This is a genomic window from Dactylosporangium sp. CA-139066 (genome assembly GCF_050936175.1).
GTDB lineage: Bacteria > Actinomycetota > Actinomycetes > Mycobacteriales > Micromonosporaceae > Dactylosporangium.
The window spans coordinates 652652-674550 of the sequence record NZ_JBNJNH010000002.1 but is presented as its reverse complement, the minus strand read 5'-3'; the positions used below and the strand labels follow the sequence as shown (position 1 = coordinate 674550).

18 protein-coding genes and 1 tRNA gene are annotated in these 21899 nt (G+C 74.9%); 12 read left to right on the top strand and 7 right to left on the bottom strand.

Going from position 1 to position 21899, the window contains the following annotated elements:
- Positions 1 to 39: 39 nt before the first annotated feature.
- Positions 40 to 1242, bottom strand: coding sequence for an FAD-binding oxidoreductase (locus tag ACQEVU_RS47780; RefSeq protein ID WP_433336595.1), 1203 nt, complete (start codon positions 1240 to 1242; stop codon positions 40 to 42).
- Positions 1243 to 1369: 127 nt separating this feature from the next.
- On the opposite strand from ACQEVU_RS47780, the gene ACQEVU_RS47775 reads away from it, so the two are divergent.
- The gene (locus ACQEVU_RS47775) at positions 1370 to 2248 is read left to right on the top strand and encodes an alpha/beta hydrolase (RefSeq protein WP_433336593.1); all 879 of its coding nucleotides are present in this window, start codon (positions 1370 to 1372) and stop codon (positions 2246 to 2248) included.
- Positions 2249 to 2261: 13 nt separating this feature from the next.
- On the opposite strand, the gene ACQEVU_RS47770 is transcribed toward ACQEVU_RS47775, so the two are convergent.
- The 4 genes from ACQEVU_RS47770 to ACQEVU_RS47755 are packed head-to-tail and all read right to left on the bottom strand — an operon-like array spanning position 2262 to position 6342.
- Positions 2262 to 3743 carry a hypothetical protein gene (locus ACQEVU_RS47770; protein WP_433336591.1) on the bottom strand — a complete coding sequence of 494 codons (1482 nt, stop codon included), beginning with the start codon at positions 3741 to 3743 and terminating at the stop codon, positions 2262 to 2264.
- Positions 3740 to 4600: an ATP-binding cassette domain-containing protein gene (locus tag ACQEVU_RS47765; protein ID WP_433336589.1), complete on the bottom strand. Its 861-nt coding sequence runs from the start codon at positions 4598 to 4600 to the stop codon at positions 3740 to 3742. The genes ACQEVU_RS47770 and ACQEVU_RS47765 overlap by 4 nt, the downstream gene beginning before the upstream one ends.
- Before the next feature lie 3 nt (positions 4601 to 4603).
- Positions 4604 to 5686 carry a sensor histidine kinase gene (locus ACQEVU_RS47760; RefSeq protein WP_433336587.1) on the bottom strand — a complete coding sequence of 361 codons (1083 nt, stop codon included), beginning with the start codon at positions 5684 to 5686 and terminating at the stop codon, positions 4604 to 4606.
- On the bottom strand, positions 5683 to 6342 hold the full coding sequence (locus ACQEVU_RS47755) for a response regulator (protein WP_433336585.1): 660 nt from the start codon (positions 6340 to 6342) through the stop codon (positions 5683 to 5685). Before ACQEVU_RS47755 ends, ACQEVU_RS47760 begins: the two co-directional genes overlap by 4 nt.
- A 13-nt stretch (positions 6343 to 6355) precedes the next feature.
- Between ACQEVU_RS47755 and nhaA the strand changes: the two genes are divergently transcribed.
- From nhaA to ACQEVU_RS47720, 7 genes are all read left to right on the top strand, one after another.
- Complete coding sequence (gene nhaA, locus ACQEVU_RS47750; RefSeq protein ID WP_433336583.1) at positions 6356 to 8251, top strand: Na+/H+ antiporter NhaA; 1896 nt, start codon at positions 6356 to 6358, stop codon at positions 8249 to 8251.
- A gap of 150 nt (positions 8252 to 8401) precedes the next feature.
- Positions 8402 to 8474 (top strand) — tRNA-Arg (locus ACQEVU_RS47745).
- 158 nt (positions 8475 to 8632) lie between these two features.
- Positions 8633 to 9193 (top strand): RNA polymerase sigma factor, encoded by a 561-nt coding sequence (locus ACQEVU_RS47740; protein WP_433336581.1) that lies wholly within the window; start codon positions 8633 to 8635, stop codon positions 9191 to 9193.
- Positions 9186 to 10256: a hypothetical protein gene (locus ACQEVU_RS47735; RefSeq protein ID WP_433336579.1), complete on the top strand. Its 1071-nt coding sequence runs from the start codon at positions 9186 to 9188 to the stop codon at positions 10254 to 10256. Before ACQEVU_RS47740 ends, ACQEVU_RS47735 begins: the two co-directional genes overlap by 8 nt.
- Positions 10257 to 10401: 145 nt before the next feature.
- Positions 10402 to 11388, top strand: coding sequence for a nuclease-related domain-containing protein (locus ACQEVU_RS47730; protein WP_433336577.1), 987 nt, complete (start codon positions 10402 to 10404; stop codon positions 11386 to 11388).
- A gap of 295 nt (positions 11389 to 11683) precedes the next feature.
- Positions 11684 to 15199 carry a BTAD domain-containing putative transcriptional regulator gene (locus ACQEVU_RS47725; protein ID WP_433336575.1) on the top strand — a complete coding sequence of 1172 codons (3516 nt, stop codon included), beginning with the start codon at positions 11684 to 11686 and terminating at the stop codon, positions 15197 to 15199.
- Positions 15200 to 15209: 10 nt separating this feature from the next.
- On the top strand, positions 15210 to 16070 hold the full coding sequence (locus tag ACQEVU_RS47720) for an RNA polymerase sigma-70 factor (protein WP_433336573.1): 861 nt from the start codon (positions 15210 to 15212) through the stop codon (positions 16068 to 16070).
- 42 nt (positions 16071 to 16112) lie between these two features.
- On the opposite strand, the gene ACQEVU_RS47715 is transcribed toward ACQEVU_RS47720, so the two are convergent.
- Positions 16113 to 17381 (bottom strand): APC family permease, encoded by a 1269-nt coding sequence (locus ACQEVU_RS47715; RefSeq protein ID WP_433336571.1) that lies wholly within the window; start codon positions 17379 to 17381, stop codon positions 16113 to 16115.
- 57 nt (positions 17382 to 17438) lie between these two features.
- Here ACQEVU_RS47715 and ACQEVU_RS47710 point away from each other — a divergent pair, with 57 nt between their 5' ends.
- The 3 genes from ACQEVU_RS47710 (at position 17439) to ACQEVU_RS47700 (ending at position 20289) form a co-directional block, all read left to right on the top strand.
- The gene (locus ACQEVU_RS47710; RefSeq protein WP_433336569.1) at positions 17439 to 18215 is read left to right on the top strand and encodes a class I SAM-dependent methyltransferase; all 777 of its coding nucleotides are present in this window, start codon (positions 17439 to 17441) and stop codon (positions 18213 to 18215) included.
- Positions 18216 to 18299: 84 nt separating this feature from the next.
- Positions 18300 to 19043, top strand: coding sequence for a lysostaphin resistance A-like protein (locus ACQEVU_RS47705; RefSeq protein ID WP_433336567.1), 744 nt, complete (start codon positions 18300 to 18302; stop codon positions 19041 to 19043).
- 37 nt (positions 19044 to 19080) lie between these two features.
- Entirely contained in the window at positions 19081 to 20289 is a 1209-nt protein-coding gene (locus tag ACQEVU_RS47700) for a helix-turn-helix domain-containing protein (protein WP_433336565.1), read from the top strand.
- Here the strand turns inward: ACQEVU_RS47700 and ACQEVU_RS47695 are convergent.
- Positions 20235 to 20888, bottom strand: a complete 654-nt coding sequence (locus ACQEVU_RS47695) for an RluA family pseudouridine synthase (RefSeq protein WP_433336563.1) — start codon at positions 20886 to 20888, stop codon at positions 20235 to 20237. The genes ACQEVU_RS47700 and ACQEVU_RS47695 overlap by 55 nt on opposite strands.
- Here ACQEVU_RS47695 and ACQEVU_RS47690 point away from each other — a divergent pair.
- Positions 20817 to 21896, top strand: a complete 1080-nt coding sequence (locus ACQEVU_RS47690) for an RNA polymerase subunit sigma-70 (protein WP_433336561.1) — start codon at positions 20817 to 20819, stop codon at positions 21894 to 21896. The genes ACQEVU_RS47695 and ACQEVU_RS47690 overlap by 72 nt on opposite strands.
- Positions 21897 to 21899 lie beyond the last annotated feature (3 nt).

Below are 21899 nucleotides of genomic sequence, written 5' to 3'. Positions count from 1 at the left end.
GACCCCGGCGCGCCCAAGTACCTTTCGGGTGCAACTGCGTTAGCCGAACAGGCCGGCCGGGTCGTAGGTGCGCTTGACCCGCGCGAGGCGCTCGCCGTCGAAGCCTTGATCAGTCGTTTCGACGTCCAGCACGCGCTCGGTGACGGCGTCGACGAGCGGGGCGAGCCCGGGGGCGCCGTGACCGGCGACGTGAAGAGCGAACGTCGTTCCGGCGAGGTGCCGGATCTCAACCATCGGCAGCGGTACGTTCACCTGCGGCCCGGCCGCGTCCAGCACCCGCTCGACGGTGCGCTCGCTCAGCTCACCCAGCCGCACGCCGCGCGCCCGCACCGGCTCCGGCTCGTCGGGGTCGCGGTGCACGGTGTCGATCTCGGTGTACGGCCGCCAGGAAACGTCGTCGACGAGCATCGGCGCGGCGGCGCGCATCGGCGCGAGCAGCTCGGCGCCGTCGTCGGGCGTCCCGACGTACGCCACCCGCACATGCGTGACGAAGGCCCCGCGCAGCGAGTCGGGCAGCTCGCCGGTGTCGGGCAGCCGGAGCATCGCCACCGAGGTGCACATCGACTCGGGGAGCCCGGCCGACCACTCCCGGTAGGCCCGCAGCACGGCGCCCGCGTGCTCGGCCTCGAAGTACAGGCCGCCGCCGTAGAACCCGTCGCCCTCGGCCAGGTCGAGCTCGACCGCCGTGACGATCCCGAGCTTCGCCCCGCCGCCGCTGCGCAGGGCCCAGAACAGCTCGGGTTCGCGCCTGGCGTCGACGGTCCGCAGCTCGCCGTTGCTCGTGACGATGTCGATGGCCCGGACGTGATCGGCGGCGTACCCGTACCGGCGCCCGAGCGGCCCGGCGCCCCGGCCGAGGATGTGCGCGACCACGCCGGCGGCGGACGAGTCGGCGCAGACGGGGAAGAGCCCGTGCGGCGCGGCCGCCGCGATGACGTGCGCCCAGCGCGCCCCGCCCTCGACGCGCGCCCGCCGAGCCGAGGCGTCCACGACGACGCCGTCCATGCGCTCGATGGTGACGAGCACGGCCCCCGCGGCCGGCCGGAGCGAGACCGGCATCCCGTGCTCGCCCGCGAACCGCACGGCGGCCACGACGTCGGCGGCGTCGACGGCCCCGAACACGGCACCGGGCTCTTCCTCCTCGGCCCTTACGTCGGCGACGAGCGGCGCCGCCTGCGGAAGCTCTTCTTCGGCAATGGTCTCCGGCTCGGTCTCGGCCGGGGTGGAAATCAGCGAAGTCATGCCCTGACAGTGGCCGAACCCTGTTAACCATCGGTTGGCGCCGAATTGGCAGCCGCTTGGACTCGGCTATAACCCCGGCCGTTCGAGGGGCCACGCGGGAGCGCATCGACCGCTACCGTGGGCGGGCATGAGGCTGAGCCGGCGGGGGCTGCTGCTTGGGCTGGGCGGGGTCGCCGTGCTCGGGGCGGCGGGCGGGGGAGCGTTCGAGCTCGTCGAACACGAAGTGCTGCCCGGGAAGAGCCGGCTCGACGAGGCGCTCGGGCGCTGCGACGCCAAGGCCCCGGCCGGGACCGGCGTCCCGCCGCCGCCGGCCATCACGGGGACCTTCCATTCGGCGCGGCGCGGGCAGGATGTGAACTACGCGCTGGTGTACCCGCACGGGCACGAGCGCGGGGAGCGGCTGCCGGTGTGCCTGGCGCTGCACGGGTTCGGGTCCAATGGGGCGGCGGCGGCGAGCACCGGGAACTATCCGGCGCTGGTGGGCGCGGGGGCGCCGTTCGTGATCGCCGGGGCCGACGGGGGAGGCGGGTACTGGCACCCCCACGCAACGGACGATCCGCTCGGGATGCTCGTGGACGACTTCCTGCCGTTCCTCGGCCGGCAGAACCTCGACGTGGACCGGGTCGCGGTCGCCGGATGGTCGATGGGCGGCTACGGGGCCTTGTTGTGCGGGTTGACGTACCGCGACCGCTTCCGGCTCATCGTGGCCTCCTCGCCGGCGATCTTCCGCGACTACGCCGACGCCGAGCGGGTCAACCCCGGCGCGTACGACTCGGCGGACGAGTGGGATCGCTACGACGTCACCGCGCGGGCGCGCGAGTTCGCGGGGCTGCCGGTGCGGATCGAGATCGGGGCCGCGGACCCGTTCGCGCCCGCGGTGCGGCGGCTGCGCGAGCGGCTCCCCGACCCCTCCGTCGTCTCGCTGTCGACCGGGTGCCACGACGGCCGGTTCTGGGACGCCGTAGCGCCCGCCCAGGTCAGCGCGATCGCGGCCGCCCTCGCTTGACAAACAACGCGGCTCAGCGGCGGGCCTCGCGCCACGCGGTGCGGGTAAGTGCGATGCCGACCCCGGTCGCGGCGAGCGCCGCCCACAGCGGCGGGTGGCCGTCGTGGCCGAGCGCGCCCATGAAGTCGAGCGCTCGAGTGTCGTTGATCAGGAGGTACCACAGCACGGTGTACGCCGCCTGAAACACCCGCGGGGCGCCGGTCAGCGTGCCGAGGGCCAGCGCCAGCGCGGGGATGAACAGGGCGCCGGCCGCCCAGGCGGCCAGGCCGCGGGCATCGCCGGTGAACGCCATCCGCGCCGCCGCGCCCGCGCCCGTCGCGACGGCCAGCAGCACGCCCGCGGACCACTCGGCGAGCAGGCGGCGGCGCGGTGACGGGTACGCGGCGAGGATCGCGGACGCGCCCGACGCCGCGGGCTGGGTGCCCAGGCGCGACCAGAGCAGCACCGGCCAGACCCACACGATCGCCAGCAGCGGGCCGGGCGGCGCGGCCAGGCTCGCCAGGGCCAGCGCGCCCGCGCCGAGCCACCACCACAGCGGGGTGCCCTGCACCAGGATGCGGAACTCGCCGGCGAGCAGGCGCGGGGCCGTCGGGCCGGGGTGGGGCGCGGTCGGGGGCAGGCCGCGGTACACCGCGCGCGGCTCGGGGCCGAGCGCCGACGCCTTGGCGGCGGGGGCGGGCCGGTCGAAGCGGTGGAACCACAGCGACGGCAGGAGGGCGATCGCCACCGCGATGGCGGTAAGGGCGAACCGGCCGCCGAGGAACGCCGCGTCCAGCCGCAGGCCGGGGTGGTTGAAGGTGCGGAGGGGGTCGTCGACGTACATCAGGCCGAGCCCCACGTCCCGCGACGCGCCCGCCGGCAGGTCGACCGGCTGCAGGCCGATGCCGCCGAACGGCGCGTGCGGCGACTCGCCGGCGATCGCGCCGATCATCCACACGAAGATCCACAGCACGTTGCCCAGGCCGCCGCGCAGTAGCGGGGTGGCCTCGAACAGGACGGCGAGCGCGGCGGTGAGCACGAGCATCGGCAGGGCGACGAGCACGAACGGCAGGCCGAGCGCGACCGGGTCGACGGTGCGCGACTCGCCCCGCAGCAGCTGCAGCGCCAGCGCGGTCGCGGCCAGGACCACGGTCATCGAGGAGAGGACCAGGGTGTTGCTCAGCAGCTTGCCGGCCAGGTACACGGGCGTGCGCAGCGGCGACGCGGCCAGCAGCCGGCCGACCCCGGTGCGCTCGTCCCGCGCGATCGCGTCGCGCACGAGGTAGAAGCCGACCAGGGTCAGCCACAGGGCGCCGGTGAGCGCGGTGACCAGGCCGACGTAGCCGCTGGTGTACCGGCCGCGGAATCCGCCGATGACCAGCACCGACCAGTGCGAGCCGGTCGGCGGCACCGCCAGCAGGCCCAGGCCGATGGCCGAGATCAGCATCAGCAGGTACGCCGGGCGCCGCACCCGTTCCCGGAAGTCCGCCAGCGTGATGCCCCACAGCGCGGTCACCGGTGCACCGCCCCGACGTACGCGTCCTCCAGGTCGGGCGCGACCGGCACCGCGTCGGCCAGCGGCCGGCTCGTCGCCAGCACGCGCAGCCGCACGCCGGCCGGGGTGCGCACGGCCCGGGTGGTGAGCAGCCGCTGCTGCAGCCCGGCCGCGGCCTCCGGCGGCGCGGTGACCTCCCAGACGTGCCCGGCGACCCCGCGCAGCAGCTCCTCGGGCGGCCCGTCGAGCCGGACCCGGCCGCCCTTGACCACGGCGATGCGCGAGGCGACCGACTCCACGTCGCCGACGATGTGCGTGGACAGCAGGACCAGCCGCTCGGCGGCCAGGTCGCTGAGCAGGTTGCGCAGGCGCACCCGCTCCTCGGGGTCGAGCCCGGCGGTGGGCTCGTCGACGATGATGACCCGCGGGTCGCCGAGCAGCGCCTGGGCGATGCCGACCCGGCGCAGCATGCCGCCGGAGTACCCGCCGAGCGGCCGGCGCGCGGCGTAGGCGAGGTTCACCAGCTCCAGCAGCTCGCCGATGCGGGCCTTGGCGGAGCGGGCGGACAGGCCGCGCGCCGCCGCCAGGTACGCCAGGAACTCCACCGCCGACAGGTTCGGGTACACCCCGAAGTCCTGCGGCAGGTACCCCAGCGCGCGGCGCAGCCGGTCCGGCCGGGCCACCGCGTCGGCGCCCTCGAAGCGCACCTGGCCGCTGGTCGGCCGGGTCACGGTGGCGGCGATGCGCAGCAGCGAGGACTTCCCGGCCCCGTTGGGCCCGAGCAGGCCGACCAGCCCCGGCCCGAGCCGCAGCGTCAGCCCGTCGACGGCCCGCTTCTGTCCCTGGTAGACCTTCGTGATGTCGAGCAGTTCGAGCATGTCCTAAGGCTGCTGGCCGGGCCCGGGCCGCACATCTGCCGAATGGGAGAGATCGGCGACGACCCGCCACCCGCCCTCGAACGGCCCGGCCTCGAACGTGCCCCCGGCCGTCCGCACGCGCTCGGCCAGCCCGGCGAGCCCGGATTTATCCCCCGCTCCGCGAGGGATAAATCCGACATTTCGGTTATATCCGGTGTTGGTGATGATCAGCACCCCGGCGGTCGTCAACAGGACCGAGACGCGCGACGAGGGGCCGGCGTGCCGCCGCACGTTCGTGAGCGACTCGATCACCACGTGGTAGGCCGCCGTGCCGGCCGCCGCCGACAGTTCGACGCCGGGCTCGACCGACAGCGACGCCGAAGCGCCGAAGCGCGCCACCACGCCCGGCAGGTCGGCCAGGCCGTACGAGCGCGGCCCGTCATCCGTCGAGCGCAGGGCCGCCACCAGGTCGTCCATCGCGGTCAGGGCGCGCTGGCCGGCCGCCTCGATCCGCTCGTATGAGCGCGGATCCGGCGCCACCTGCGCGGCCTGCGCCTCCACCACGATCCCCGTGACCTCGTGCGCGACCAGGTCGTGCAGGTCGCGGGCGACCTCCAGCCGCTGCGCCCGCCGGGCGTCGGCCAGCACCCGGGCGCGCCGCGCGTCCGTCCAGCGCAGGTAGAGGCCCACGCCGGCCGCGGCGACCACGCACGCGAACGCGGTCGCCACCAGCAGCACGGAGCCGTTCAGCCGGTTGTGCGGCACGTGCAGGGTGATGCGCAGCGGCAGGACCGTGGCCGCCAGGGCCACGAGCGAGCCCGTGAGGGCGGGGGCGGGGTGGCGGCGCAGGGTGAGCACCAGCAGTACCAACAGGGGAATGAACTCGAACGTGAACCACAGGCCCGGCGGCTGCGGCGCCCCCGTGTAGGCGGCGGTCACCGCGAGCGAGAAGAGCGCCGCGGCGAGGGGCAGGGCCCGAAGGCCGGGGCGGATCGCGGCGGCGACGGCGAGCATCGCGGCGAGGCTGACCGGCACGCCGGGCGCCTTCGTGAACGGCAGGGCGCACAGCACCGGCACCGCGAGCAGCAGCAGCCAGGCCGCCCTCACGCCGCGACGATCCCGTTGTTCCACGCCCACACCGCGATCCCGACCCGGTTGCGCACGCCGAGCTTGCGCTGCACGGCGGCCACGTGCGTCTTGACGGTGCCGGCCGAGATGAACAGCTCGGCGCCGATCTCCGCGTTGGTCCGCCCGGCGCCGACGTGGCCGGCGATCTCCAGCTCGCGCTCGGTGAGCGGCTCCGGCGACTGCGGGCGCGGGCTCGAGAGGTGCCGCAGCAGCTTGACGGTGATCGCCGGGCTGATGAGGCTCTCGCCGGAGACCGCGGCGCGGACCGCCTCGGTGAGCAGGGCCGGGCCGGAGCGTTTGAGCAGGAAGCCGGCGGCGCCGTTGCGCAGCGCCGCGTAGACGTACTCGTCCAGGTCGAACGTCGTCACGACGACCACCCGGGTGGGGCCGCCGGCGAGCTCACGGGTGAGGGTGAGCCCGTCCATGCGCGGCATGCGGATGTCGACGAGGGCGACGTCGGGCGCGAGGTCGCGCACCCGCTCCAGCGCCTCCACGCCGTCCGCGGCCTCACCGACGACCTCGATGTCCGGCGCCGCGGCGAGGATTCGGCGCAGGCCGTCGCGGACTATCTCCTGGTCGTCGGCGATGAGCACCCGGATCCCCACTGTGCGAGCGTAACGGCGCCCGTGCGGCATAGGCTGGCCCGCTGTGAGCGACGGCATCACCACCTGGCGGCGGGATGTCACCGCGCCCTTGCGAGCCTTCATCCGGACCGAGGCGGGCAGCGCCGGGGTCCTCGTGGCCGCGATCGCCGCCGCGCTGGTCTGGGCGAACGTCGACGAGGCCGGGTACGAGCGGCTGTGGACCACCGAGCTCGCGCTCCGGGCCGGCGGCTGGGAGCTCGCCTATGACCTGCGCACCTGGGTCAACAGCGGCCTCATGACACTGTTCTTCCTGGTCGTCGGCCTGGAGGCGCGGCGCGAGTACGACCTGGGAGAGCTGCGCGACCGGCGCCGGTTCGTGCTGCCGATGGCCGCCGGCGTCGCCGGCATGGCGCTGCCGGTGGCCATCTACCTCGCGTTCAACGCGGGCGGCGCGGGCGCGCACGGCTGGGGCGTGGCCATGTCGACCGACACCGCGCTCGCGCTCGGCCTGCTCGCGCTGGTCGGCCGGGGCGTGCCGGAGCAGGCGCGGGTGTTCCTGCTGACCGTGTTCGTCGTCGACGACCTGGCCGCGCTGGTGATCATCGCGGTGGCGTACTCCGAGCACATCCAGCCGATGCCGCTCGTCCTCGCCGTCGTCGTGTTCGGCCTGATCCTGGGCCTGCGCGCGCTCGGGGTGCAGGGCGGGCCGGCGTACGCCCCGTTCTGCGTCCTGCTCTGGTACTGCCTGCTGCGCAGCGGCGTCGACCCGGTCGTCGCCGGCCTCGCCATCGGCCTGACCGCCACGGCGTACACCCCGGCCCGCAACGCGCTGGAGGCCGCCACCGGGCTGTTCAAGCTGTTCCGCGAGCAGCCCACGGCGGATCTGGCCCGCTCGGCGTCGCTCGGCCTCACCCGCACCCTCTCGCCCAACGACCGCCTCCAGCGGATGTGGCACCCGTGGACGAGCTACCTCGTGGTCCCGCTGTTCGGCCTGGCCAACGCCGGCATCGCCATCGACGGCGCGTTCCTGACCCGGGCGTTCACGTCGCCGATCACCCTCGGCGTGCTGGCCGGCTACGTACTCGGCAAGCCGGTCGCCGTCGTCACGACGTCCTGGCTGGTCACGCGGCTGTCCGGCGGGCGGGTGCGCCCCGGCGTCGGGTGGGCGGCGGTGCTCGGCAGCGGCACGATCGCCGGGATCGGGTTCACGGTGTCGCTGCTGATCGCGAGCCTGGCGTTCACCGGGGACGCGCTGGCCGAGGCCAAGGTCGGCGTCCTCGCCGCCGCACTGCTCGCGTCGCTGGGGACCTGGATGGTGTACCGCGTGACAGCCCTGCTGCCGAAGCCCAAGCGCGCCCGTGCGCTGCTCGGCGACGCCGACGTCCTGGTGGACCTCATCCCGCCCGTCGACGTGGCGTCCGACCACGTCCGCGGCGCCGCGGAGGCCACGGTGACCGTGGTCGAGTACGGCGACTTCCAGTGCCCGTACTGCGGCCTGGCCGAGCCCGCCGTCCGCGAGCTGCTCGCCGACACCGACCTGCGCTACGTCTGGCGCCACCTGCCCCTCACCGACGTGCACCCGCAGGCGCAGCTGGCGGCGGAGGCGGCCGAGGCGGCGGCCGCACAGGGCGCGTTCTGGCCCATGCACGACCTGCTGCTGGATCACCAGGACGCGCTGCGCCCCGTGGACCTCGTGAACTACGCCGAGCGGCTCGGCCTGGACCGGCAGCGCTTCCACGAGGACCTGATGCGCCACGAGCACGCGGGGCGCGTGGCCCAGGACGTGGAGTCCGCCGACCTGAGCGGCGTCGGCGGTACCCCCACGTTCTTCATCAACGGCATCCGGCACTACGGGGCGTACGACCTCGCGACCTTGACGGAGGCGGTGAAGGTGGCGCGCTCCCGGGCGCTCATCGGCAGGTCCACCGCATCGCGACGCGACGGCCGTTCGCCCCGGTGATCGCCGAGCCGGTGGCCGATCCGGGTTTCACCGTTCCGGAAGCGCACTGAAGGGCGCGTCCACCTCGTCGACGGACAGGTCGCCGGGAGGTTGCATGGATACGCGATTTCGGCGCGCCCCTGTTCTCCCCTAGACTCGACGTCGGGACAGGGCCTCGTAGCTCAGGGGATAGAGCACCGCTCTCCTAAAGCGGGTGTCGCGCGTTCGATTCGCGCCGGGGCCACCGACGGGGACCTTGACCAGCGGCAACGCGGTCAAGGTCCCCGATTGTCTGTCCGGCTGTTCGCGGTGTGCCTGGCGGTCAGCAGCCCGGGGCTGTAATGATCCGCCGGCTGTCGACACAAGTAGCGGTGTACCCGTTGTCGATAGTCAGGAGAGCCCATGCCCGTGCTGCGAGAGCGCGGCGAAGGCTGGTTCACTGCCCTGTACTCCGCCCACTACCCGCAGGTTGTTCGTTACGCGCTGCGCCGGATCGGTGATGCGGACGCGGCGGCCGAGGTGGCGCAGGAGGTCTTCGTCGTCGCGTGGCGCCGCCGCGTCGAGGTGCCCGATCGTCAGCTGCCTTGGTTGTACGGCGTGGCGCGCCGCCTGCTCGCGAACCACTGGCGCGCTCGGCAGGCCACGCCCGTGCCGATCGGCGACGAGCGCCTGCTTGTCGCGGCTGACGAGCACAGCGCGACCGACCGGCTGGCCGACGTTCGCCGGGCACTGGTCACCCTTTCGGACGCGGATCAGGAGCTGCTGCGCCTGGTCGGCTGGGAGGGGCTCTCCCTCGCCGAGGCGGCTGCCGCTGTGGGCTGCAGCCGTGCCACGGCGGCCGTCCGGCTGCACCGAGCGCGGGGACGGCTGAGCCGGGCGCTCAGTGCGCCAACCGCGGCGGGCCCTCGTGTGCCGGCGCCGCAGCATCTGAAAACGACAGCAGACGGGAGCCGCCATGTTTGACACCAGCAGCACCAAGGCACTGCTCGGCCCGGCGGACCCGGCCCGCGGCGTGCCGATCCCTCCGCCGCGCGCGAGGGCCGTCGACCTCATCGCCCTCGCCGAGGCGACCGTCGACATCGACGTAGCGTCGGGCGTCCGGCGCCGCCGCATCCTGGTCCCGGTCGCGGCCGGGGTCGCCGCCGTGGGGCTCGTCGCGACCGGCGTGGTGGCCGGCGGCCTGATCCGTAGACATCCGCCCGGGGACACGGCCGGCCAGGCCACTGGACCGATGCCCACCGGGACCGCCGCACCGACGCCCACCCGGACCGCCGCACCGACGCCGAGGTTCGGGCCCGTCGTCCGGCCGGTGGCCTTCGAGTTCGACAAGCGGCCGCCCGCCGCGGGCGACCAGCTGCGTGCCCTCGCCGCGCAACTGACGCCCAGCCGCTGCGATACCACCACAGGCAGGTACACGTTCATCCACACCATCGGGTGGAACGCGGTCTTCGACGACACGCCCGACGGCAAGTCGCAGCGGATCGTTCCCAGCGAGAGGTGGGAGTGGCGCGCCGACGACGGCTCCGAGCGGTTCCGTAGCACCTTGCTGCCGGCGGTGTACCCGAACGAGGAGTCCTACCGGTACTACCAGAAGCACCCGGTCCAGCCGTCCGGCACGCCGGCCGCCGTCGTCCACGATCTGCCGCCCAACCCGGACCGGGCGATTGTGCCCCTGCCGACCGACCCGGCCGAGGTCGCCAAGAAGCTTGCCGCCGGTGGCAAACAGTTCCTGTTCTGGAACGTACGCGACTGGTTCAGCGCCCACGCGGTGCCCCTCGCCACGCGGGCCGAGGTGCTGCGCATCCTCGCGAACACACCGGGCGTCGTCTGGCGCGGCGAGACCACCGACCGCGCCGGCCGCACTGGCGTCGCGATCAGCCTCGACGACAAAGCCGCCCAGCACGTGCTCATCTTCGACCCGAGTACCGGCGAAATGCTCGCCTGGGACGACGTCGAGCGCCCCGTCGACACGGTCGCGGGCTCGACGCTGCTCCTCGGCTGCGAACACACCGACCAACTCGGCTGACCCCGGCACCGCCGGCGGACTGTTGCCGGAATCCCTTGGTCCGGGGACGTTCGACACTGTCCGCTCGGCCGTGTCTGGCAGTCGGTTCGGTTCGTGTGTCGCCGTGGACCTTCGTTGTTCAGGATTCCAGCGAGAACATTCTCCGGTGGAAGAGCTGACGGTGACGCGGTGGCGCAAATACGGCAAAGACCGGTTGTACGTGTCCACGCCCGGCGGCGTGAGAATGGGCTGGCACGACCTTCTAACAGGCGAAATACACATGGAGGAAACCGCTGACCGGGACGCCGTGATGGCGGCAATCGCGCATTGGCAGGAAAACGCGCCTCCCACGGCCGAGCCGGCGTCGGGTGATCCGCTCAGCGCTATTCGGCCGCACGAACCCACTGCCGCAGATGTCGAGACGACGTCAACGGACACCGAGTTGATTGCGCCGCAGGCCCCGCCGGCGGTCGACGACGAGCCGGCGGCGGCCGTCGAAGATTGGGAGGACCTTGCGCTGCGCCGTGCCGGTGCCGAGGCTCGCGAGCAGGCGGTCGCACTGCGGCAAGCGGCGCCGGTGAGGACGTTTCTCGCGCGCGTCCTCGGGGTGCATACCGACGAGCGGGCCTGGCGCATCGGCGCCGACGGCGAAGAGAAGGTCGCCCGACAGCTTGCCGTGCTGATCGAGCGTGATTCCCGTTGGCGGGCGATCCACGCGATTCCGGTCGGGGATCGCGGCAGCGACATCGACCATCTCGTGATCGGGCCGGGCGGCGTCTACTCGCTGAACGCCAAACACCATCCCGATGCGAAAGTGTGGGTCGGCGGGAACACGGTCATGGTCAACGGACAACGCCAGCCCTATGTTCGCAACAGCCGACACGAAGCCGAACGGGCGAGCAAGCTCCTGACTGCGGCGACAGGACGCCCGGTAGTCGTCACCGGGGTGATCGTCATCGTGGGCGCCGACGACATCGTCATCAAGCAGGCACCCGATGACGTCCACGTCGTCAACCGCATGCGGCTCCGCAAGTGGCTGCAAGCCCGCGCCGACGCGCTCGACGAGGCCGCAATCGAGGCCGTGTTCCAAACAGCCCGGCAATCAACGACGTGGCGCCCACAGACGCCGAAGGCAACCCAGCCCACGTCCTGAGGCGGGGGGCCGTGGGGGCGCGCAACGGCCCCGCCGGGGGCGGGGCCGTTCGTTGTGCGGTGGGTGGTCAGGAGCTGAAGGACTCGCAGCGCGCCGATGTTGGTGTTGCTGCCGCGGCCCGAGCGGACGGCGACCGTGCCGGGGGCGGCCAGGTCGTAGACGCCGGCGCCGAGCGCGATCGTCGCCGCGCGTGGAGACCCCGCGAACAGTCCGACAGCCAGGCCGTTCGGTGGATGGGGATCGGACCGACAGGGGACGGTTTGGCTGCGCGCATATGCCTACATTCACTTGCGCCATGTACATCAACGTCCTCGGCGACCTCACCGCGACCCGCGACGACGAGCCCCTCGATCTCGGCGGGCGGCGCCAGCGCGCCGTCCTCGCGCTGCTCGTGCTCGCCCGCGGGGAGACCGTCTCTGTGGACCGCCTGGTCGACGCCGTGTGGGGCGACCAGCCGCCGCCGGCCGCCGTTGCCGCCCTGCAGTCGTACGTCTCCCACCTGCGCCGCCGATTGGAGCCGGACCGCGGCGCCCGGTCGCGAGGCGCGGTGATCGCGAGCCGAGGTGCCGGTTATGCGGTACTCCTGGAGCCCACCGCGGTCGACGCCTGGCGCTTCGAGGCGATGGTCCGCGACCCCGGGCCCGACCCCGTCGCCCGGCTCAGCGAGGCGCTGGCGCTGTGGCGGGGCGCCGCCTACGCGGAGTACGCCGCCGAGCCGTGGGCGGAGGCCGAGGCGACCCGCCTGAACGAGCTGCGGGAGGTCGCCCGCGACCAGCTCGCGGCCGCCCGGCTGGCCCGCGGCGAGGCCGCCGTGCTCGTGCCCGAGCTGGAGACGCTGGTCGCGGCCGCGCCGCTGCGGGAGGAGCGGTGGCGGCTGCTCGTCCTGGCGCTGTACCGGGCCAACCGGCAGGGCGACGCGCTGGCCGCCCTGCGCCGCGCCCGGCGCGTCCTGTCCGACGAGCTCGGCGTCGAGCCCGGGCCGGCCCTGCGCTCCCTGGAGTCCGAGGTCCTGGCGCAGTCCTCGGCGCTGTCGCCGCCCCTGCCGATGGCGGTGTCGCCCCCGCTGACGAAGGCGGTGACGAGCGACCTGGTCGACCGCGACCGGGAGCTGGAGGAACTCAACGCCGCCGTCGCCGAGGCCCTGGGCGGGCAGGCGCGGCTCGTGCTCGTCGAGGGCCCGGCCGGCATCGGCAAGACCCGGCTGCTCACCGAGGCCCGCCGTACCGCGGCCGGGCGGGGCGCGCGGGTGCTCGGGGCGCGGGGGAGCCGGCTGGAGAAGGAGTACGGCTTCGGCGCCATCCGGCAGCTGTTCGAGACCGCCGCGCGGGACACGCCGGGCGCCCTCGACGGGCCGGCCGCCCCGGCCGCGAGCGTGTTCGACCTCGACGGGGCCGGGGAGGGCGGCGGGCAGTCGGTGCTGCACGGGCTGTACTGGCTGACGGTCCACCTCTCCAGGGCCGGGCCGATCGTGCTCGCCGTCGACGACCTGCAGTGGTGCGACTCGGCCTCACTGCGATTCCTGGCGTACCTCGTCCGGCGGGTCGAGGGGCTGCCCGTGCTCGTCATCGCGACCCTGCGCACCGGCGAGCCCCACGACGACGAGGCCGTCCTGGCCGAGCTCGCCGCCGATCCCATCACCACGCACCTGCGCCCGGCCCCGCTCACCGAGCCCGGCGTGGCCGACCTGGCGCGGCAGGTCCTCGGCGCGCACGCCGAGGACGCCTTCGTGCGCGCCTGCCACCGCACCACGTCGGGCAACCCGCTGCTGCTGCGCCAGCTGCTGCAGGCGCTGCGGACCGAGCAGGTGCCGCCGGACGCCGCGCACGCCGGCACCGTCACCGCGATCGGCTCCCGCGCGATCTCCAGCCTCGTGCTCATGCGCCTGGCCCGGCTCTCGGCGGCCAGCACCGCCGTGGCGACCGCGATCGCCGTGCTCGGCAGCGGCGCCGCGCTGCCCACCGTCGCCGTCCTGGCCGGCGTCGACGAGGCCGAGGCGGCCGCCGCCGTCGCCGCGCTGGCGCGGGCCGAGGTGCTGCGCGACGAGTACCCGCTGAGCTTCGTACACCCGCTGGTCGCCGACGCGGTCTACCGCGACCTGGCGCCCGGCCGCCGCCAGCTCGAGCACGGCCGCGCCGCCCGGGTCCTGGCCGACGCGGGCGCCGCCCCCGAGCAGATCGCGGCCCAGCTCCTGCAGGTACCGCCGCGCGGCGACGCCTGGGTGGTGGACGTGCTGCGCGCCGCCGCCCGCCGGGCCCGCGACCGCGCCGCGCCCGAGGCCGCCGTGGCGTCGCTGACCCGCGCCCTGCAGGAGCCGCCCGACGCCGCCGCGCTGCCGGGCGTGCTGCTCGAGCTGGGCCACGCCGAGGCGATCAGCGACGCGGCGGCGTCGATCACCCACCTGCGGCAGGCCTACGAGGCGAGCACCGATCCGGCGGTACGCGCGGATCTCGCCCTCACGCTCGGGCGCATCCTCGTCTTCGTCGGCGAGCCCGGCTCCGCGACCCGCTTCGCGCACGACGCCGCGGCGGCCCTGCCGGCCGGGCTGGACGACGACCGCCAGGGGCTGCTGGCGACGGAGCGGATCAGCGGGTACCTCCACGACCTCGAACCCTCCGCCTGGCGCACCCTGCCGCCGCCCGCGGTCACCGGCACCGGCATCGGCGCGCGGATGCTGTCCGTCGCGCTGGCCTGGGAGGCCGCGATGGACGCCACCGACCGCGGCCTGGCGGTGCGCCTGGCCCGCTTCGGCGTGGCCGAGGGCGACCTGCTCAACATCGACACCGGCCTGCTGTGGGTGATCGCCGGCCAGGTCCTCGACCTGTGCGACGAGGACTCCGGCCCGCTCTGGACCGCGGGCCTGCACCAGGCCACCCGCCGCGGCGACATGTTCACGGCCCTGGGCATGAACCTGTGGCGCGGCTACGTCGAGTGGCGCCGCGGCGACCTGCGCGAGGCCCGCCAGGCCCTGGCCGCCGGCAACGAGGTGGCCCACGCCTGGGGCGAGGGCGGCATTGCCTCCGGCTACGGCGAGTCCTTCCTGCTCGAGGTCCTGCTCGACCAGGGCGACCTCGCCGCCTGCCGCACCTTCCTGGAGCAGGTCCGCCCGCACCACCGCATCACCGAGGGCGCCCGCATGTTCGGCGAGGCCGAGGCCCGCCTGCTCACCGCCGAGGGCCGCTTCCGCGAGGCCCTGACGGCCCAGGATGCGGTACTGCGGGTCATGTCCACCATCGACAACCCGGCCTGGCGCCCGTGGCGCTCCGTCCGCGCGGCCGCGCTGGCGGGCCTCTCGCGCACCGCCGAGGCCCTCGAGCTGCTCGACGAGGAGGTGGCGCTCGCCCGCGCGTGGGGCGCCGCCCGCCCCATCGGCCGGGCCCTGCGCCTGCGCGGCGAGCTGCGCGGCGGCGAACCCGGCCTGGCCGACCTGCGCGAGGCCGCCGACCGCCTCGACGCCGGCAACGCCCGCATCGACCACGCCCGCGCCCTGCTCGCCCTCGGCATCGCGACCCCCGACCGCGACGAGGCGGTCACGGCCCTGCGCCAGGCCGTCGACCTGGCCGCAACCGGCGGCGCGGACGCCCTCTACGCTTCCGCGGTCGCCGCGCTGACGGCCCGCGGCGTCGCCCCGCCCGCCCCGCCGGAGCCCGTCGCCACCCTCTCGGCGACCGAGCGCCGCATCCTCGACCGGCACCTGGGCGGCGTCGACGAGCGCGAGATCGCCGAGGCGCTGTTCCTCACGCCGCGCTCGGTCCGCGCCGCCCTGGAGTCGATGCGCGCCCGCCTCGGCGGACTGCAACTGCGCCCGTCCTAGGATCGAGGGCATGGCGGATGCGGCGCGCATCTTCAACGAGCATCGCGAGCGGCTCAACGGCGTCGCGTACCGGGTGCTCGGGCGCGTCGCCGACGTCGAGGACGTGGTGCAGGACGCGTGGCTACGGTGGAGCGCGGTCGACGCCGCCGAGGTGGAGGACCCCGAGGCGTACCTCGTCCGCGTCACCACCCGCCTCGCCATCGACCGGCTCCGCAGCGCGCAGGCCCGGCGGGAGGCCTACGTCGGTCCGTGGCTGCCGGAGCCGATGCTGACCGCGCCCGACGTCGCCGACAGCGTGGCGCTCGCCGACTCGGTGTCCACGGCGATGCTGCTGGTGCTCGAGTCGCTCTCGCCGCTGGAGCGGGCGGTGTTCGTGCTGCGCGAGGCGTTCGGGTACTCCTACGCCGAGATCGCCGGCTTCGTCGACCGCTCCGAGGCGTCGGTGCGCCAGACCGCCGCCCGCGCCCGCGCGCACGTCGAGGACCACCGCGTGCGCTACGACACCGACCCGGCCACGCGCGCCGCGGTGACCGAGCGGTTCCTGGCCGCCTGCGTGGGCGGCGACCTGCGCCGGCTCGTCGAGGTGCTCGCCCCCGAGGTGACGATGATCAGCGACGGCGGCGGGCTGGCCCCGGCCCCGCGCAAGGCCATCACCGGCGCCGAGCTGGTGGCCCGCGCGCTGATCACGTTCGCCGGCCGCACGCCGCCCTCGCCCACCGTCGAGGTGGTCCAGGTCAACGGCGGCCCGGGCATCGTGGTGCGCTCGGCCGGCGCGCCGGCCGCCGCCATGACGCTGTTCCTGGTCGACGGCCGGATCGCGACGATCCACCTGGTCAGCAACCCGGAGAAGCTCGCCGGTCTGGCACCGTAGCCAGCAGCGTCTCCGTCGCCACCCGCAGCCGCGCGGCGGGCGTCACGCTGATGGAGTCGTTGTCGAGCCTGGCGGAGTGGGCCGTGCGGAACGCCGGACCCACCACAGCAGCGCCCCGATAGCGAACACGACCAGCCCGGCGATCACCGCCTTGAACGGCAGCGTCGCGGCCAGCAGCAGGCAGCCGGCCAGGCCGGCCACCGGCACGAGGCGGTGCGGCGCGCCCTCCTCCCGGCGCAGCGTCAGCGCTGAGCCGTTGGCGACCGCGTAGTAGACGAGCACCCCGAACGACGAGAAGCCGATCGCGCCGCGCAGGTCGAGCAGCGACACGAGCACGACGACGGCCGCGCCGACCGCGAGCTCGGCGCGGTGCGGGATCTGCCGCGCCGGGTGCACCGCGGCCAGGAACCCGGGCAGGTGCCGGTCGCGGGCCATCGCCAGGGTCGTGCGCGACACCCCGAGCAGCAGGGCGAGCAGCGAGCCCAGCGCCGCGACGGCCGCGCCCACGCGCACCGCCGGGGCGAGCCAGCCGTTGCCGGCCGCGGTGACCGCGTCGGCCAGCGGGGCGGTGGAGGCGCCGAGGCGCACCGAGCCGAGGACGGAGACGGCGGCGACCGCGACGGCGAGGTACACCAGCAGCGTGATCCCGAGCGAGATCCGGATGGCGCGGGGGATCGTGCGCGCCGGATCCACGACCTCCTCGCCCAGCGTGGCGATGCGCGCGTAGCCGGCGAAGGCGAAGAACAGCAGGCCGGCGCCCTGCAGCACGCCCCAGCCGCTGAAGCCGGCCGGGGACGGCCCGGGCGCGGGGGAGCGGCCGAACACGCAGGCGGCGACGACCGCGGCCAGCACCACGAGCACGAAGGCGACGATGATCCGCGTGGCGAGCGCCGACTTCTGCACCCCGAACAGGTTGAGCGCGGTCACCGCGACCACGGCGAGCACCGCGACCGCGCGCTCGTGGCCGGGGAACGCATAGGCGCCGACGGTCAGCGCCATCGCCGCGCACGACGCCGTCTTGCCCACCACGAAGCCCCAGCCGGCGAGGTACCCCCAGAAGTCCCCGAGCCGCCGCCGCCCGTAGACGTACGTGCCGCCGGACTCCGGGTACAGCGCCGCGAGGCGGGCCGAGGACGTCGCGTTGCAGTAGGCCACCACCGCGGCGATGCCGAGCGCCACGAGCAGCAGGCTCCCGGCGGCGCGGGCGGCCGGCGCGAAGGCGGCGAACACTCCCGCCCCGATCATCGCGCCGAGCCCGACGACGACCGCGTCGGTGGTGCCCAGGTGCCGGGCCAGGCGTGGACTAGTCACGCACGAAGTTCACCACAGGTCTGGAAACGGCGGGTTACGGTAATTAGCATCTGGCTCATGACTCCTTACAAGCTCGATTCGCGCGCGTGGCAGGAGAGCTGGGACCGCCAGCAGGAGGCGTACATGCCCGATCGCGAGCACCGCTTCACCGCGATGCTCGACGTCGTCGACGCGGTCACGTCCGGGGACGGCGCCGACGGGCCGGTGCGCATCCTCGACCTCGCCGGCGGCACCGGCTCGATCAGCCTGCGCGCCCTCGCGCGCTTCGACCGCGTCGAGGTCACCCTCCTCGACCTCGACCCGGCGCTGCTGGCCATCGCCGGCGCCTCGCTCGGCGACCGGGCCCGCCTCGTCGCCGCCGACCTGCGCGACCCGGGCTGGGCGACCCGGCTGCCCCACCGCGCGTACGACGCCGTGCTCACCGCCACCGCCCTGCACTGGCTGACGCCGGAGCGGCTCACCGAGCTGTACAAGGAGCTGCCGGCCGTGCTGCGCCCGGGCGGCGTGTTCGTCAACGCCGACCACATGCCCGACGACACGCTGCCGGAGCTGTCGCGCCGGCTGGTGGCCCGGGCCGACCAGCGGCGCGACGCGCGGTACGCCACCGGCGCCGTGCCGAGCTGGCGGGCCTGGTGGGACCTGGCCGCCGCGCACCCCGTGCTCGCCCCGCTGGTCGAGGAGCGCAACCGCATCTACAGCGGGCCGCACTCGAGCGAGTTCCTGCCGCCCGCGACCTGGCACCTCGAGGCACTTCGGGCGGCCGGCTTTGCCGAATCCGGCGTCGTCTGGCGCGGGGGCGCGGACGCCGCCGTCGCCGGGGTAACGCTGGCCTGACCACGCGGGGTATGGCCTGCCCTACCCTCAACACTCCGCCCAGCGGGCTGGGGTCGCGGTTGCCGTTTTCATAGCGTCGGGTCTATGACGACGGCCACCCTGACCCTGGCCCGCGGCGCCGCGCAGCCGATCCGACGGCTGGGCTGGCCCGCGGCGTTGGCCCTGCATCTGCTCCCGGCCGCGGCGACGTTCGCCGCGGCGTTCGCGCTCGAGCCGCTCATGCGCGCGTGGCACCTGCCGCCGCAGTTCGCCCTGACCCTTGCCTTCGCGTTCGTGCTCACGCCGATCGAGGCGGGCCTGCTGCTGCGCGCGGCGGGCTGGTCGTGGCGGCGCCTGCCCGACGTGCTGGCGTTCAAGCGCAAACTGCCGATGAAGTTGTACCTCATGATCCTGCCCTCGGTCACCGCCATGGCGATCGGCCTGGTCGTCGTCCTGGCGCCGCTGGAGGAGCGGATCCTCGGCGTCTACCCGCGCTCGTGGCTGCTGCCGCCGGACTCCGAGGCGTTCCCGGCGGGCACGATGGTGGCCGTCCTGCTCGTCACGCTCCTGGTCGACGGGCTGGTCAACCCGGCGGTCGAGGAGCTGTACTTCCGGGCGTACCTGCTCCCGCGCCTGCCCGTGCGCGGCGTCGCCGCCGTAGTGACCTCGGCCGGCCTCTTCGCCGCCCAGCACTACTGGCAGCCCGAGAAGCTCGTCTTCGTCTTCGTGGCCCAGCTCGTCCTCATCGCCGTCATGCTGCGCCTGCGCAGCGTGCGGATCAGCATCGCCGCGCACTGCCTGACCAACAGCCTGGCCATCCTCGCGTCCCTGGCGGCCCTCCTGACCTGAGCCCGGTACGTCGACGTTCCTCATTAGACTCGCGCTCATGACCGGACCCACCAGCTTCGGGGCGCTGCTGCGTGGGCACCGGCACGACCGCGGCCTGACGCTCGAGGAGCTCGCCGCGGCCGCCGGGGTGCGCGCCCGCGCGCTCGGCGACATGGAGCTCGGGCTCGGCCGCCGTCCGCGGCGGCGCACGGTCGCGTCGATCGCCGACGCGCTGCGCCTGCCCCCGGACGCGCATGCGGCCCTGGTCGCCGCGGCCGGCGCGGAAGGTGGACGCGGACCGGCGGCCCCACTCGAGCCGCCGCGCACCGTCCTGGACTTCACCGGCCGCGGCGCCGAGCTCACCTGGATCGCCCAGCTGGCCGCCGGCGCCGCCCGCGCCGCGCGTGCCGGCGGGGGCGCGACGGTCGGGGTCGTGTCCGGGCCGCCGGGCGTGGGCAAGACCGCCCTCGCCGTGCACGCGGCCGGCGTGCTCGCCGAGCGGGGGCTCTTCCCCGGCGGCCGCTTCTTCCTCGACCTCCGCGGCGGGGACGCCGACCCGCGCGACGAGGAGGCCCGGCACTACCGCGCGCGGCCGGCCGAGCCGCGCCGCCTGGTGATCCTCGACGATGCCGCCGATGAGACCCAGGTGCGGCGCCTGCTGCCGGACGCGGAGGCCGGCCTGGTGCTCGTCACGAGCCGCGGTCCGCTCGGCGGGCTCGAGGGCGTGCACCGGCTCGCACTCGGCGGGCTGCCGCCCGGCGACGCCGCCGAGTTCATCGGCCGGCTGCTCGGCGCCGGACGCGCCGAGCGGGAGGCCCGGGCCGTCGCGGAGCTCGCCGCGCGCTGCGGCGGGCTGCCGCTCGCGCTGCGCATCGCCGGCCACCGGCTGGCCAGCCGCCCCGCGTGGACGGTGGCCCACCTCCTGGGCCGGCTGCCCGCGGACGAGCCGCCGGTCGAGGCCCTGCTCGAGCTGTCCTACCGGGAGCTCTCGCCGCTGGCCCGGCGCGTGTTCCGCCGGCTCGGCGCCGCCCCCGGCCCGGACGCGGGCGCCGAGCGGGCCGCGGTGCTCGGGCAGACGACCGTGGAGGACGCCGAGGACGCGCTGGAGGAGCTCGTCGAGCTCGGGCTGCTGCGGTCGGAGCGCGAGGAGCGGTACGGCTTCCACGACCTCGTCCGCCGCTTCGCCCGCGCCCGCCGGGAGGACGAGTCCGCTCAGGCGAAGTCCGGCGGCTGGGGGGCCTCGACGGTGACCCGTTCGCCGCGGTGATCGAAGGACAGCCGCCACGAGTGCAGGTACGTGCGCCCGGCCGGCGCCTTCTCGAACAGCGGGTCGCCCACGATCGGGTGGCCGATCCAGGCCAGGTGCACCCGGATCTGGTGGCGCCGCCCGGTCTCCGGCACCGCCTCCAGCAGCGCCCGCTCGGCGGTCTGGCTCCGCACGGCGAAGGTCGTCACGGACGGGTACGTCGGCACGGTGTCGAAGACCGCCGCCGCCGGGACGGTATAGGTGTCATCCTTGACCTCGATGCTCTCCCGAGGCGCGGCGATCCGGACCCGGTTCTTGCGCCCGACGCTCAGCGGCAGGTCGATGCGGCCCGTCTGCGGCAGGCCGCCGGGCGCGGCCACCGCGAGGTACGCCTTGCTCACCGTCCGCTTGTTGAACTGCCGGGTCAGCCCCCCGTGCACGGCCAGGTCCTTGGCGAACAGGATGACCCCCGAGGTCACCTTGTCGATGCGGTGCACCGGGAACAGCCGCTCGCCGGCGTCGGCGGCCATGCGCACGAGGTCGGTCTCGTGCCGTTCGCCCATCACGGAGACGCCCGCCGGCTTGTCCAGCACCAGGATCGCGTCGTCCTCCAGGAGCACGCGCTCACGAAACTCCGCCCACATCGTCCTAACATCGCACGCCGCGACGAGAGGGCTCGCATGGACCTGACCGAACTCCTGCACCGACACCGCCGCGAGCTCGAGGTCCACTGCTACCGGATGCTCGGCTCGTACCACGAGGCCGAGGACATCGTCCAGGAGACGTTCCTGCGGGCCTGGCGCGGCTGGGACGCCTTCCAGGGCCGCTCGTCGGTGCGGGCCTGGCTCTACCGGATCGCCACCAACGCCTGCCTGGACGCGCTCAAGAGCGCCCAGCGCCGGGTCCTGCCGATGGACCTCGGGCCGCCCGGGGCGCCCGGCGAGACCCGGCCCCCGCGCGCCGACGTGCCGTGGCTGGAGCCGATCCCCGACCGCGTGCTCGACGAGGACCCGGAGACCCGCGCGGTCGCCCGCGAGACCGTGGAGCTCGCGTTCCTGGCCGCGCTGCAGCACCTGCCGCCGCGGCAGCGGGCCGTGCTCATCGCCCGCGACGTGCTCGGCTGGCCGGCCGGCGACGCGGCGGCGCTGCTCGGCCTGACGGCGCCCGCGGTCAACAGCGCGCTGCAGCGGGCGCGGGCGACGCTGCGCGAGCGGCTGCCCGAGCGCGGCGCCGACTGGACGCCCGCGCGGGGACCGGAGCCCGGCGAGGCCGAGGTGCTGCGCCGCTACGTCGAGGCGTTCGAGCGCGCCGACGTGGCCGGGATGGCGCGGCTGATCGCCGACGAGGCGCGCGCGACGATGCCGCCGATCCCGGTCTGGTACCTCGGCAAGCCCGCCATCGTCGGCGCGCTGGAGCTCAGCGTCCCGCCGGGCAGCCCCTACGACATCGGGCAAATCAGCGCGGTGCCGACGCGGGCCAACCGGACCCCGGCGATCGTCGTGCACCACACCCCGCCGGGCGCCGCGTCGCCGCGCCCGTTCGCGCTGTCGGTCCTGCGCATCGAGGCCGGCCTGATCCGCGAGATGACGGCGTTCCACGACCCGGGCGTGCTCGCCGGATTCCCCTAGGGG